Annotated in this window: 10 protein-coding genes; 8 read left to right on the top strand and 2 right to left on the bottom strand. The window is 73.6% G+C overall.

Going from position 1 to position 13,188, the window contains the following annotated elements; all coding sequences use genetic code 11:
* The first annotated feature begins 10 nt into the window (after positions 1-10).
* Genes ABD234_RS14900 through ABD234_RS14915 form a run of 4 tightly spaced genes read left to right on the top strand, consistent with a single transcriptional unit; the run spans position 11 to position 3,748 of the window.
* Complete coding sequence (locus tag ABD234_RS14900; protein ID WP_344357810.1) at positions 11-919, top strand: SIS domain-containing protein; 909 nt, start codon at positions 11-13, stop codon at positions 917-919.
* The gene (locus ABD234_RS14905; protein ID WP_344357813.1) at positions 916-1,965 is read left to right on the top strand and encodes an ROK family protein; all 1,050 of its coding nucleotides are present in this window, start codon (positions 916-918) and stop codon (positions 1,963-1,965) included. The genes ABD234_RS14900 and ABD234_RS14905 overlap by 4 nt, the downstream gene beginning before the upstream one ends.
* Entirely contained in the window at positions 1,962-2,915 is a 954-nt protein-coding gene (locus tag ABD234_RS14910; protein ID WP_344357816.1) for a 1-phosphofructokinase family hexose kinase, read from the top strand. The genes ABD234_RS14905 and ABD234_RS14910 overlap by 4 nt, the downstream gene beginning before the upstream one ends.
* Positions 2,912-3,748 carry a class II fructose-bisphosphate aldolase gene (locus ABD234_RS14915; RefSeq protein ID WP_344357818.1) on the top strand — a complete coding sequence of 279 codons (837 nt, stop codon included), beginning with the start codon at positions 2,912-2,914 and terminating at the stop codon, positions 3,746-3,748. The genes ABD234_RS14910 and ABD234_RS14915 overlap by 4 nt, the downstream gene beginning before the upstream one ends.
* Positions 3,749-3,812: 64 nt before the next feature.
* On the opposite strand, the gene ABD234_RS14920 is transcribed toward ABD234_RS14915, so the two are convergent.
* Positions 3,813-4,985, bottom strand: coding sequence for a Gfo/Idh/MocA family protein (locus tag ABD234_RS14920; protein ID WP_344357820.1), 1,173 nt, complete (start codon positions 4,983-4,985; stop codon positions 3,813-3,815).
* Positions 4,986-5,188: 203 nt separating this feature from the next.
* On the opposite strand from ABD234_RS14920, the gene ABD234_RS14925 reads away from it, so the two are divergent.
* The 4 genes from ABD234_RS14925 to ABD234_RS14940 all read left to right on the top strand — a co-directional run bounded on the left by ABD234_RS14925 (position 5,189) and on the right by ABD234_RS14940 (position 11,170).
* Positions 5,189-6,295 (top strand): ABC transporter permease, encoded by a 1,107-nt coding sequence (locus tag ABD234_RS14925; RefSeq protein WP_425546795.1) that lies wholly within the window; start codon positions 5,189-5,191, stop codon positions 6,293-6,295.
* A 77-nt stretch (positions 6,296-6,372) separates the two neighbouring features.
* On the top strand, positions 6,373-7,233 hold the full coding sequence (locus ABD234_RS14930; protein ID WP_156954207.1) for a carbohydrate ABC transporter permease: 861 nt from the start codon (positions 6,373-6,375) through the stop codon (positions 7,231-7,233).
* A gap of 73 nt (positions 7,234-7,306) precedes the next feature.
* Positions 7,307-8,953 (top strand): type 2 periplasmic-binding domain-containing protein, encoded by a 1,647-nt coding sequence (locus tag ABD234_RS14935; protein WP_344357823.1) that lies wholly within the window; start codon positions 7,307-7,309, stop codon positions 8,951-8,953.
* Positions 8,954-9,073: 120 nt separating this feature from the next.
* On the top strand, positions 9,074-11,170 hold the full coding sequence (locus ABD234_RS14940) for a S9 family peptidase (protein ID WP_344357826.1): 2,097 nt from the start codon (positions 9,074-9,076) through the stop codon (positions 11,168-11,170).
* A gap of 81 nt (positions 11,171-11,251) precedes the next feature.
* On the opposite strand, the gene ABD234_RS14945 is transcribed toward ABD234_RS14940, so the two are convergent.
* Entirely contained in the window at positions 11,252-13,180 is a 1,929-nt protein-coding gene (locus ABD234_RS14945) for a glycoside hydrolase family 35 protein (protein ID WP_344357829.1), read from the bottom strand.
* Positions 13,181-13,188 lie beyond the last annotated feature (8 nt).

A 13,188-nucleotide genomic window follows, 5' to 3' on the forward strand; every position in this document is an offset into this window, starting at 1 on the left:
AGGAGCCTTCATGACCGCACCCGCCCCCACCGCCATCACCGCGACCGAGCAGGAGCTGCGCACCCAGCCCGCATGCTGGCGGGCGGCCCTGGACCTGCTCCCCCGCGTCTCCGGGCAGCTGCCCGGGCCCGGGGAGCGCGTGCTCGCCGTCGGCTGCGGCACCTCGTGGTTCATCGCCGCGGCGTACGCCGACCTCCGCGAGGCCGCCGGCCACGGCTGGACCGACGCCGCCACCGCCACCGAGGTCTCCTCCGTGCGCGACTACGACCGCATCGTGGCGATCTCCCGCTCCGGCACGACCAGCGAGATCATCGACCTCCTCGCCGCCCACCGGGACACCCCCTCGGTGCTGATCACCGCCGTCGGCGAGGGGCCTGCCGCCGCCCATGCCGGGGCGGAGATCGTCCTGGACTTCGCCGACGAGACCTCGATCGTCCAGACGCGCTTCGCCACCACCGCCCTGGCCCTGCTGCGCGGCTCCCTCGGCGAGGACCTCGCCCCCGCGATCACCGACGCCGAGGCGGCGCTGGCCCAGGAGCCCGCGCCGCACTGGATCGAGGCCGAGCAGCTGACGTTCCTGGGCACCGGGTGGAGCAAGCACCTCGCCGACGAGGCCGCGCTGAAGCTGCGGGAGTCCTCGCAGTCCTGGACCGAGTCCTACTACGCCATGGAGTACCGCCACGGCCCGATCGCCATCGCCCAGCCCGGCCGGCTGACGGTGAGCTTCGGGACCGCGCCGGCCGGGCTCCAGGAGCAGACCGAGGCCACCGGCGCGACCTTCCTGGCCCCCGGCATCGACCCCCTCGCCCAGCTCGCCGCGGTGCACCTGGCCGCCGTGCGCCGCGCCGAGGCGCGGGGCCTGGATCCCGACCGGCCCCGCTCCCTGACCCGCGCCGTGCACCTCGAGCCGGCGCCATGACCCCCGCGGCCCCCGCCGAAGGCACCGTCCTCGGCGTCGACGTCGGCGGCACCCGCATCAAGATCGGGGTCGTCGGCCCCACCGGAGAGCTCGGACCGCACCTCTCGCTGCCGACCCCGGCCACCCCGGACGAGGTCGTCGCCCGGATCGCGCAGCACGCCGGGATCCTCGGCGCCCGGGCGGGCCTCGCGCCGACGACGCCGGTGGGCGTCGCCGTCCCCGGCGTGATCAACGAGGCCGCCGGAACGGTCGAGCTCGCCATCAACCTGGGCTGGGAGCAGGTGCCGATCCGGGAGCTGCTGCGCGCAGCCCTGCCCGGCCCCGTCCGCGTCGGACATGACGTGCGGGCGGGCGCCCTCGCCGAGGCGAGCTGGGGCGCGGGACGCCCGCTCGCCGCGTCCCCCGGCGGCGCCCCGGCGGACCTCGTCTTCGTCCCCCTGGGCACCGGCGTCGCGGCGGCGGTCGTCCACGAGGGCCACCTCCTGGGCGACCGCTACGCCGGGGAGATCGGCCAGCTGCGGGTGCTCGAACCGGTCACCGGGCGGCACATGCGCCTCGAGGAGGTCGCCTCGGCCTCCGCCATCGGCCGCCGCTACGCGGAGGCCGCCGGGATCGCGGCCGGGGCCGGGCCCGACGCCCGGGAGGTCGTCGCCCGGGCCCGCGCCGGGGAGCGCACCGCCGAGGAGGTGCTGGCCGGGGCGCTGGACACCCTCGCCCAGGCGCTGGCGACCATCGTCTCGGGCATCGGCCCGCTGCCGATCGTCATCGGCGGCGGCCTCGCCGAGGGCGGGGAGACCGTCCTGGCCCCGCTGCGCGGCGCCATCGCGCCGCGGCTCGGCGCCATCCCGGCCCCGCCCGTGGTGCCGGCGCGGCTGGGGATGTGGGCCGGATGCCTCGGCGCCGGGCTGCTGGCCCAGCACGGCGACGGGCCCGACCCCGTCGCCGCGGCGGCGGCCTCATCCTCGTCGGCATCGGCATCGGCATCGGCATCGGACCGGGGCTCGGCCTGGCCGGTCGGGACCGGGGCGGGAGCGGCGGGCGCATGATCCTCTGCCTGACCCCGAACCCCGCCCTCGACATCACGCACACCGTCGGCGCGCTCCGCCCCGGCGCCGAGCACCGCGCCCTCGCCGCCCGCCTAACGCCCGGCGGGAAGGGCCTGAACACCGCGCGGGTGCTCGACCAGCTCGACGAGGAGGTCACCGTGCTCGGCCCCCTCGGCGCGGGCAGCGGCCAGGACCTCGCCGCCCGCCTGGGCGCCGAGCATCCGCGGATCCGCCAGGCGTTCACCGCCATCGGCGGCGAGACCCGCCGCACCGTGACGATCCTCGACGCCTCCGGGGCGACGGGCGTGAACGAGCCCGGCCCCCGCGTCACCGCCGCGGAGACGGCGCGGCTGCGCGCGGCCGTGCGCGCCCTGCTCCCCCGCGCCCGCGCCCTCACCATCGGCGGATCGCTGCCGCCGGGCATGACCGGGGCCGATGTCGGGGACCTCGTGGCCGACGCCCGCGCCGCGCAGGTGCCCGTGCTGGTGGACGTCTCCGGCCCGGCGCTGCTGGCGGCCGCAGACGCGGGAGCGGACCTCCTCTCCCCCAACCGCGCGGAGGCCCTCGAGGCCACGGGCGCGGCATCCGTCCCGGACGCCTGCCATCGCCTGGTCGCCCGCGGAGCCCGGGCGGTGGCCTGCTCCCAGGGCCCCGAGGGCATGGTCGCGGTGCGGGCCGAGGGCGCCGTGCTCACGGCCCGCCCGCCGCGGCGCCTGCCGGGCAACCCCACCGGTGCCGGCGACGCGGCGGTCGCGGCCCTGGCCCGCCATCTGGCCGGCGGCAGGCCCCTGACCGCCGAGGCCCTCGCCGATGCGGTCGCCACCAGCGCCGCCACCCTCCCCTGTCCCGTCGCCGGCGCCATCGACCTCGAACTGCGCCGGCGGATCCTCGCCGAGACCCGCCCCGGCACCGTCCGTCCCGCGACCCCCGCACCCCTGGAGACCCGATGACCCTCTCGCCGCTGGCCCCGCTCGCCCAGGCCGCCCGCCGCGCCGGCCGCGGACTGGCCGCCTTCAACGTGATCCACCTCGAGAACGCGGAGTCCTTCGCCGCCGCGGCCGAGGAGACCGGCATCCCGGTGGTGATGCAGATCAGCCAGAACGCGGCCCGCTACCACGGCTCCCTCGCGCCGATCGCCCTGGGCACCCTCGAGATCGCGCGGACCTGCGCGGTCGACGTCGCCGTGCACCTCGATCACGCCGATGACCGCGACCTCGTCGACGAGGCGCTGCGCCTGGGGTTCACCTCCGTGATGTACGACGGGTCCCGCCTGCCCGATGCCGAGAACCGCGCCCGCACCGCGGCGGTGGTCCGCGCCGCGCACGCCTGCGGCGCGAGCGTCGAGGCGGAGCTCGGGGAGGTCGGCGGGAAGGACGGCGTCCACGCCCCGCACGTGCGCACCGACCCCGCCGAGGCGTCCCGCTTCGCCGCGGACACCGGCGTGGACCTGCTCGCCGTCGCCGTCGGCTCCTCCCATGCGATGACCACGCGCGATGCCGAGCTGGACACGGACCTCATCGCCCGGATCGCGGCCGCGGTGCCGGTGCCGCTGGTGCTGCACGGCTCCTCCGGGGTGAGCGACGCCGGCATCCAGGCGGCGATCCGCGCGGGGATGACGAAGATCAACGTCTCCACCCACCTGAACCAGGTGCTCACCCGCTCGGTGCGGGAGATCCTCGTGGCCGACGGGGCGCCGGTGGACACCCGCCGCTGGTTCGGTCCCGGGCGCGAGGCCGGCCGCGTCGAGGCGCAGCGCCTCCAGCGCGTCTTCGCCGCCGCCTGACCGGCCCCGGGGGGGGCGGGAGGCTCGAGCTCCCGTCCCCCTCCTCAGGGGCCCGGGGGGCGGCTCAGGCCTGGCCGGAGTCGAAGTACGCGCGCACCTCGGCGGGGACCTCGGGGATGTCGACGGGGATCCCGCCGCTGCGGATCGACTCGGCGCCCGCGCAGCCGGTGGCGACGGCCTCGCGCGCGGCGATGACGGAGACGTCGGTCGCCCCGCCCTCGCGCACGAAGCGCAGGAACTCCGCGACGAGGTTCGGGTCCGCGCCGCCGTGCCCGCCGTCGCCGCGGGAGATGACCTCCACCGCGTCGGGGTGGCCGGGGCCGGAGCGGCGGGAGGTCCAGATGTGGATCTGGTCGCCGCCGCCGTCGCCCATGTTCTCGATCCGGCCGGCGTCGCCGATCACGGTGTAGTTGCGCCAGTAGTCGGGGGTGAAGTGGCACTGCTCGTAGGAGGCGAGCACCCCGTTGTCCAGCGTCATGGACAGCATGGAGATGTCCTCGACGTCGATGACGGGGTTCAGCTCCTTCTGGGCGGTGGGCGGGAAGACGTCCTCGTCGTACCAGTCGCCCATGCGGCGGTCGGAGTTGTCGCGGCGGTCGGTCACGTCGCCGTAGACGGCGAGGTCCCCGATGCCGGACACGCGGCGGGTGTAGCCGCCGGCGAGCCAGTGGATGACGTCGATGTCGTGGGCACCCTTCTGCAGCAGCAGGCTGGTCGCCTTGGACCGGTCCGCGTGCCAGTCCTTGAAGTAGAAGTCGCCGCCGGCGCCCACGAAGTGGCGGCACCAGATCGCCCGGACCCGCCCGATGCGCCCGGAGTCCACGATCTCCTTCATCTGCCGGATCACGGGCATGTGGCGCATGTTGTGGCCCACGAACAGCCGCGCCCGCTTCTCCATGGCCAGGGCCAGCATCGCGTCGGTGTCCTCGATGCGGATCGCCATCGGCTTCTCGGAGAAGGTCGCGATCCCGGCGCCGAGGGTCACCAGCGCGACCTCGGCGTGCGCGAAGTCCGGGGTGAGGATCATGACGGCGTCGACCTCGTGCTCCGCGACGAGCTCCTGGACCGAGGTCACCAGCGCCACGTCCTCGCCGAGGATCCGGCGGGCATCGGCCCGCCCCCGCTCGGTGGGCTCGGCGACGACGGTGACGCGCGAGCCCTCCCCGGGCCGATGCGCGTGCCGGGCCACGGGGCCGCGGGCGCCGAAGCCGATCACGCCGATCCTGAGGTCTGTCATGGGGAACCACCGATCTGGAAGGAGTCGAGAAGCAGTTGGAGGAGACGAACCTGCCGGTCAGGCCACTGTGCCGGGTCCGGCCGGGGAACGTCGAGGGGTCCATCGGCGTGTGAGCCGTTGCACGGACACTGTGAAAGCATTTACTCTCGGCTTCACCCTGTCAAGGCGGACGGGCCCGGATCGAGAGGAAGACACCCGTGACGATGTCCACCGAGCGCGATCCCGCGCCTCCCGGCCCGGCCGGCCCGGCCCCCGACGGCCCCGCGCCGGCCGCCGGCGGCGCCGCGGCACGCCAGGCCGCCGCGGCTCCCGGCCGTGGTGCCGCCCGCGGCACCGGAGCCGCCGGCGGCACCGGGGCGGCGGGAGCATCGGCCGCCCTGCCCCGCCGCCCCCGGGCGAGCCTGCGCACCCGTCTGCGCCGCGACTGGCAGATGCTGCTGCTGATGGTCCCCGGCGCGCTGTGCCTGCTGCTGTTCTTCTACGTGCCGATCCTCGGCAACGTCATCGCCTTCCAGGACTATCAGCCCTACCTCACGGTCTGGGAGGCGCCCTTCGTGGGCCTGCAGAACTTCACGGACCTCGTGGACGACGACCGCTTCGGCCTCGCGCTGCGCAACACCCTGGTCCTCGCGGGACTGCAGCTGCTGCTGTTCTTCCCGCTGCCGATCCTGCTCGCGCTGATCGTGGACTCGATGATGACCCCGCGGCTGCGCCGGGCGTTCCAGTCGATCGTCTACCTGCCCCACTTCCTGTCGTGGGTGCTCGTGATCGCCCTGTTCCACCAGGTCCTCGGCGGGGCCGGGTTCATCAACCAGATGATCGTGCGCTCCGGCGGCGAGGCGATCGGCTTCATGACCAACCCCGACACCTTCCCGCTGCTGGTGGTGCTCGAGGTCGCCTGGAAGGACGCGGGCTGGGGAATGATCATCTTCCTCGCCGCGCTCGCCGCGATCGACCCGGCGCTGTACGAATCGGCCGCGGCCGACGGCGCCGGGAGGTTCCGCCGGATCTGGCACATCACCCTGCCGGGCATGCGGCCCGTGATCGTGCTGCTGCTGATCCTCAACCTCGGCTCGATCCTCACCGTCGGCTTCGAGCAGTTCATCCTCCAGCGCGATGCGGTCGGGGCCGATGCGGCCGAGGTGCTGGACACCTACGCCTATTACACCGGCGTGATCGGCGGGTCCTGGTCGATGGGCGCCGCCGCGGGCCTGGCAAAGGGCGTCGTCGGCACCGTCCTCATCCTCGCCGCGAACAAGATCGCCCACCTCCTGGGCGAGGACGGCATCTACCGAGGGAGGCCCTCATGAGCCCGCGCACCTCCGCGACCTCCGTCCACGAGCGCCTGTGGGGCTGGGCCTTCGGCCGCTCCGAGCGCGCCGCCTGGATGGAGCGCCCGTCGCTGCCGCTGACCGGCATGAAGATCCTGGTGATCGGCCTGGTCTCGATCTCGATCATCGTGCCGATGCTGATCGTCGTGTCCACCTCCTTCGCTTCCGAGGAGCAGCTGCGCGAGGCCGGCGGCTACGTCCTGTTCCCCACCGACCCGACCCTCGAGGCGTACCGGACCATCTTCGCCAGCCCCCTCGTCTTCCGGGCGCTCGGGGTGAGCGTCTTCGTCACGGTCGTCGGGACCGTGCTGGCGCTCGCGGTGACGATCTGCATGGCCTACGCGCTGAGCCGGCCCGTGATCGGCGGGCGGTTCATGCTCATGGCGATCATCGTGACGATGTTCTTCAGCCCGGGCCTGATCCCCATGTACCTCATGATCAAGCAGCTGCACCTGCTCAACACGGTGTGGTCGCTGATCCTGCCGGGGCTGTTCGCGGCGTTCAACTTCATCGTCATGCGCTCGTTCTTCATGGGCATCCCGCGCGAGCTGCTGGAATCGGCGCGCATCGACGGAGCGGGCGACATCTCCATCCTGGTGCGGATCGTGCTGCCGCTGTCCAAGGCGGTGATCGCGGTGATCGGCCTGTTCTACGCGGTCGGGTTCTGGAACTCGTTCTTCACCGCGATGCTCTACATCAGCGACCAGACCCTGTGGCCGATCCAGCTGATCCTGCGCAGCTACGTCATCCAGGGCACCTCCCTGACCGCCGATTCCCTCGGCGTCTCCCAGGCCCCGCCGCCGCAGTCCATCAAGATGGCCGTCGTCGTGGTGGCCCTGGCCCCCATCGTCCTGGTCTACCCGTTCCTCCAGAAGTACTTCTCCAAGGGCGTCATCACCGGGGCGATCAAAGGCTGACGATCAGCCGAACCAGCACAGCTGATCGTCTTTCCCCCCATCCCGCATTCCCCCCTTCGTCGAAAGGCACCCCATGACCTTCACCCCGAACCGCCGCCACGTCCTCGGCGCCGGCATGGCCTCCGCCCTCGCCCTGGGCGCCACCGCCTGCGGCGGCGGCTCCGGCGGCAGCTCCGGCGGGGGCGGCGCCGAGGCATCGGCCGAGCTGACCCTGCCCACCTACCAGCCGATCGAGGGCCTGACCCCCGACCTCCCCGGCAACGAGCAGGGCCTGCACAACGTGTACCTGCAGGCCCCGGCCGAGCTGCTGCAGACCACGCAGAAGCCGCCGATCACCTCCGGCGAGATCACCGCGCTCACCCAGACCTTCGCCACGCCCTCGCCGCCGATGGCCGACAACGGGTTCTGGCAGCGCCTGAACACCGCCCTCGGCGGCACCCTGGCGCTGGACATCGTCATCGACGCCTACCCCGAGAAGTTCGCGACGCTGCTGGCCTCCGGCGATCTCCCCGACCTCATGTGGGTCCCGCCGAACCAGGGCATCCCCAACATCGGGCCGATGCTCGAATCGCAGTTCACGGACCTCACGGAGTACCTCTCCGGCGACGCCGTCCTCGAATACCCGAACCTCGCCGCCCTCACCCCCGGATCGTGGCGCACCGCGGTGGTCAACGGGCGGATCTGGGGAGCGCCGATCCCCTCGACGCCCTTCGGCCAGGTCTATCTCGGCAACCCCACCGTGTGGGAGGCCGTGGGCGGATTCCAGTCCGCCAGCGCCCAGGAGTTCCTCGACAAGTGCATCGAGGTGCTCATCCCCGGGAAGCGGTGGGCGCTGGAGCCGTTCCTGCCCAATGCCTTCCACATGTTCAGCCAGTGGTTCGGCGTGCCCAACGGGTACCGCATCAACGAGGACCGGACCCTCACCGCGAACTTCCAGACCGAGGAGTACCTCGAGACCCTCGAATACGCGCAGAAGGTCTTCGAGGCGGGCGTGTTCTACCCCGACCTGAACCTCGCCGAGGGCGCGCAGTACTTCGCCAACGGCACCATCGGCGCGATGGTCGAGGTGGGCCCGCGCGCCGCCACCAAGGCGCGCACCATCAACCCGGACCTGCTCTCGGACATCCTCATCCCCTTCCCCGCGGTCGAGGGCCGCACGCCCCACCACAACATGGGCTACGGCACCGTCGGCTTCACCCCCTTCACCAAGACCGAGGACGAGGGCCGGATCCGCGAGCTGCTGGACCTGGTCAACTGGCTCTCGGCCCCCTTCGGCACCGTCGAGTTCATGCACAAGAACTGGGGCACCGAGGGCGAGGACTACACCGTCACCGACGGCAACTACGTCCTCACCGAGAGCGGGCAGAGGGACGTCCCGGGCCTGCGCGGGGCGCTGGAGATCATGACCGCGGGCGAGGGCGTCATCTACAACTCGATCCCGGGCGACTCGGAGTACATCTACGAGAAGGAGAAGGAGCTGCTGGCCAGCTCGCAGCCGCGCCCCATCACGGGCCTGTACTCCGACACCGCCTCCTCGAAGGGCACCGAGCTGAACACCCGCGTCAACGACGTGCGCAACGACGTCATCCAGGGCCGCAAGACCCTCGACGACTTCACCGCCGCGGTCAAGGACTGGGAGGAGCGCGGCGGCAAGCAGATCCTCGAGGAGTACGCCGCGGTGCTGCCGGCGGACGTCCCCGCCACCGCCCCGAACCGCTGACGGGCCCGGCCCCGGCCCTCGCGACGACGCCCTGCGCGTCCGGAGGGCCGGGGCCGCCGTGCGCCCGCCGCCCCCGAGCCCCCGCCCCGGAATCCCCTCCCACCTGGCAGGATCGACATCATGACCTCACAGAGCATCACCACCCTGCTGGATGCCGCGCGGCTCGCCGGCCTGCACACCACCCCGGGAGGGCGGATCCTGGCCCGCGTCTCCCGGCCCGATGCGAAGGGCACGGCGTACCGCACCGAGCTCGTCGAGCTGATCGGCCAGGAGCGGGTGACCCTCACCCGGGGCAGCGCCTCGGTCGGCTCCGTCGCCCCGCTCGAGGACGGCACCACCCTGTTCACCGCGAAGCGCCCCGGCGAGGACGGCTCCGAGGCCGAGGACGCCCGGCTGTGGGCGCTGCCCGTGCGCGGCGAGGCCCGCGAGCTGGCCTCCCGCCCCGGTGGCTTCGGCGGGCTGCAGGCCGGCGACGGCGTCCTGATCGCCCAGCTGTCGGTGCACTCGCAGGCGCGCGACGAGGCCGAGCACGCGGAGCTCACCGCCGAGCGCAGCGACGCGAAGGTGACCGCCGTCCTCCACGACGGCTTCCCCACCCGGTACTGGGACCACGACCTGGGGCCGGCGCGCGAGGTGCTCGCCGTCGCCGAGCTGCCGGAGGACCTGTTCTCCGCCCCGGCCCTCCCTCGCCCCGGGGCGGCCGATGAGGAGAGGTCTGAGGGCACCGGGGCCGATGAGCCGGACGAGGAGACCTCCCCGCAGGTGCTGCGCTTCCGCCACCTGGAGATGCCTCCGGGCGAGCTCACCGACTGGAGCGCGGATCGCGCCGGCCGCCGGGCCCTCGTCACCATGCGCGACAGCGTCGGCGAACTGCTGGGCGTCTCCCGGCTCTACCTCCTCGACCTCACCGGGCAGACGCCGCCCCGGCTGCTGCGCGAGGCGACGGCCGAGGAGAGCTGGTCCGCCGGGGCGTTCAGCCCGGACGGCGGGCGCGTGATCATCGGCCGGGAGCAGACGTGGACCGAGTCCGCCGCCGCGGACAGCCGCCCCTTCGTGCTCGACCTCGACCGGGCCCTCGCCGGGAACACGCCGCTGCAGGAGGCCGAGGCCTCCGAGCTGTGGCCGCAGCTGGACCGATGGGTCGATCCCGTCTGGCTGGACGAGGCCACGCTCGTGGCCTCGAGCGACGACGAGGGCCGCGGGGCGCTGTGGATCGGCGGCCTCGAGGACCCCGCGCCGCGGCGCCTCGCCGGCGGGCCCGGCCAGGAGCTCTCCTTCTCCGCCGTGCAGGTCGCCGCCGGTCGAGTGGTCGCCGCGGCATCGGGCGTGGCCGTCGCCCCGCACCCCGTGGCCGTGGACCCGGCCTCCGGCAGCCTCACGGCCCTGCCGAACCCGGCCGACGAGATCCTGCGGACCGGCGACCTCACCGAGGTGTCCGCCCGCGCGGAGGACGGCACCGATCTGCGCGCCTGGCTGCACCTGCCCGGCGGCGAGGGTCCGCATCCCTTGGTCGTCTTCGCGCACGGCGGCCCGTGGGGCTCCTGGAACGCCTGGACCTACCGGTGGAACCCGGGGCCGTTCGTCGACGCGGGCTACGCGGTGCTGCTGCCGGACCCGGCGATCTCCACCGGGTACGGGCAGGCGATGATCGAGCGCGGTCAGCACGAGCTGGGCGGGGCGCCGTTCACCGACATCATGGCGCTGACCGACGCGGCGATCGCCCGCCCGGACATCGACGAGTCCGCCACCGCCTTCGCCGGCGGCAGCTACGGCGGCTACATGGCCAACTGGGTGGCCGGGCACACCGGGGACCGCTTCCGCTGCATCGTCACCCATGCCTCCCTGTGGGACACCGAGACGATGGGGCACACCACCGACAACTCCGGCTGGGACCGGCCCATGCGACCGCAGAACCCGCGCTTCAACCCCAAGGCGTCGGTCGCGGACATCGTGGTGCCGATGCTGGTCATCCACGGCGACAAGGACTACCGGGTGCCGATCGCGCAGGGCCATGCGCTCTGGTACGACCTGCTGGCCTTCTCGGCCACGCCCCGCGACGAGCACGGCCGCACCCGTCACCGCTACCTGTACTTCCCCGACGAGGGCCACTGGATCCAGGGACGCGGCAACGCCGAGGTCTGGTACGCGACCTTCCTCGCTTTCCTCGACGAGCACGTGCGCGGCATCGCCCCGCAGCGCCCGGCGACCCTGGGCTGAGCCGCCGCGGGACGGGCCGGCGCCACCGCGGCGGCCCGTCCTCGCGAAGCCGGGCCCGCAACGGCCCGGCGCTCGGCCGGGTCAGTCGGCGCCCGGGGTGGACCAGATCGGGGTCTCGGACAGGGCCAGGCGCGCGGGAACGCGCTCGAGCTCGAGCAGCAGCACCTCGTTCTCGCCCTCGCGGACCAGCGGCGCCGGCACGTAGAGCGCCTGCTGCGGGCCGATGCCCCAGTAGCGGCCCACGCAGAAGCCGTTGACATAGGCGACGCCGTGCCCGGCGGCGGAGACGTCCAGGAAGGTGTCCGCCGGGGCATCGGCCGTGAAGCTCGCGCTGACCAGCACCGGCAGCGCGTCCGCGGTGGCTGTCGTGGCCGCATCGGCGGTGGCGGTCGCGGCCGCGTCCGCCGCGAGCGCATCGGCCGAGAGGGCGGGGCCGCCGGCGGCGATCGCCGCGAGCTCGGCGCCCATCTCCTCGAGGGGCCACGGATCGGCCTCCCAGTCGTCGTGGAATCGCACGCCCTGCCAGATGCCGCCCACGATCCCCTTGCGATCGCCCAGGTGGGGCCCGAAGTTGCTGCGGCCCAGGTTCTCCACCAGGACGTCCACGCGCACCGTGCGGTAGGGCTCCCCGCGCAGGATCCGTTCCGCGAGCGGTACGAGGTCCACGACCGCGGGGTCCACGCGGTCGTCGGCGATGCCCGCCGGGATCCCGTCGACGAACACCCAGGCGCGGTCGTGCAGGCCGTGCAGCCGCAGCGGGGCGACGCCGGGGGCGCCGTCCGCGCCGGTGGTGCGGACCATCTCGATCTCGCGGGACAGCCGCAGCAGCCCGCGCTCGAGGCCGATCTCCTCGAAGGTCGGCGGCGCGATGCACACCGGCGCCGGCCGGGTGAAGCGCTCGGTCTCCCGCACGGCGACCACGGAGCGGATCGGTACCTCGGCCGGTGCGAGATGCGCCGGCTCCGCCGCGATGCCCAGCTGCTCCAGCTGCTCCGCAAGGGGCGGCAGCTCCCGGAAGCGGGCGATGACCTCGCGGAAGGCATGGAACTTCTCGGTGAGGGTGCCGTCCTCCGCGATCGGGGCGTCGTAGTCGTAGCTGGTGGTGGTCGGTTCGAGGGGCCCGTCCTGGTTGGCGCCCGCGGTGAGGCCGAAGTTCGTGCCGCCGTGGGCCATGTAGAAGTTCACGCTCATCCCGGCCTCGAGCATGGTGGCGAGCTCGGCGGCGGCATCGGCTGCGGGGCGGGTGTGGTGCTGCTCGCCCCAGTGGTCGAACCAGCCGTTCCAGAACTCCATGCACATCTGGGGCTGCTCGGGCAGCTCCTCGGCGGCCATCTCGAGGACCTCGGCGGCGCGGGAGCCGAAGTTCACCGTGGCCAGGGCCCCGTCGACGGTGCCGCCGGTCAGCCACATGCGGGCGGGGCCGTCGGAGGTCACCAGCAGCTCCTCGATGCCGCGGGCGCGCAGCCCGTCGCGCAGGTGCTCGAGATAGGCGAGGTCGTCGCCGTAGCTGCCGTACTCGTTCTCGACCTGGACCATGACGACGTTGCCGCCGCGGGTGGCCTGGCGCGGCGCGATCACGGGGATCAGCGCATCGAACCAGGCGTCCACGTGGGCGAGATACTCCGGGTCGCGGGTGCGCAGCCGCAGCGACCCGGCGGCGCGGCCGCTGGGCGCACCGGTCACCCAGCCGGGGAAGCCGCCGTTCTCCCATTCGGCGCAGATGTACGGGCCGGGGCGCACGATCGCGTCCAGCCCCTCCTCCGCGGCGATGTCCAGGAAGCGGCCCAGGTCCGCGATGCCCTCGAAGGTGGTGGTGCCCGGCGCCGGCTGGTGGAGGTTCCAGGCGACGTAGGTCTCCACGGTGTCGCAGCCCATCGCCACCAGGCGCCGCAGCCGGTCCCGCCACTGCTCGGGGTGGATCCGGAAGTAGTGCACGGCACCGGAGACGATCAGATGCGGCGCGCCGTCGCGGAGGAGGCCGTCGGGCGTGGGGATGAGCGTTGAGGGCATGGAAAGCA

The organism is Brachybacterium phenoliresistens, from assembly GCF_039530785.1.
GTDB classification, from domain to species: Bacteria; Actinomycetota; Actinomycetes; order Actinomycetales; family Dermabacteraceae; genus Brachybacterium; species Brachybacterium phenoliresistens.

Coding starts and splice junctions, on each gene's coding strand:
- ABD234_RS14910 (WP_344357816.1), top strand. CDS start 1,962: ATGATCCTCTGCCTGACCCCGAACCCCGCCCTCGACATCACGCACACC.
- ABD234_RS14920 (WP_344357820.1), bottom strand. CDS start 4,985: ATGACAGACCTCAGGATCGGCGTGATCGGCTTCGGCGCCCGCGGCCCC.
- ABD234_RS14905 (WP_344357813.1), top strand. CDS start 916: ATGACCCCCGCGGCCCCCGCCGAAGGCACCGTCCTCGGCGTCGACGTC.
- ABD234_RS14915 (WP_344357818.1), top strand. CDS start 2,912: ATGACCCTCTCGCCGCTGGCCCCGCTCGCCCAGGCCGCCCGCCGCGCC.
- ABD234_RS14935 (WP_344357823.1), top strand. CDS start 7,307: ATGACCTTCACCCCGAACCGCCGCCACGTCCTCGGCGCCGGCATGGCC.
- ABD234_RS14925 (WP_425546795.1), top strand. CDS start 5,189: ATGTCCACCGAGCGCGATCCCGCGCCTCCCGGCCCGGCCGGCCCGGCC.
- ABD234_RS14940 (WP_344357826.1), top strand. CDS start 9,074: ATGACCTCACAGAGCATCACCACCCTGCTGGATGCCGCGCGGCTCGCC.
- ABD234_RS14900 (WP_344357810.1), top strand. CDS start 11: ATGACCGCACCCGCCCCCACCGCCATCACCGCGACCGAGCAGGAGCTG.
- ABD234_RS14945 (WP_344357829.1), bottom strand. CDS start 13,180: ATGCCCTCAACGCTCATCCCCACGCCCGACGGCCTCCTCCGCGACGGC.
- ABD234_RS14930 (WP_156954207.1), top strand. CDS start 6,373: ATGGAGCGCCCGTCGCTGCCGCTGACCGGCATGAAGATCCTGGTGATC.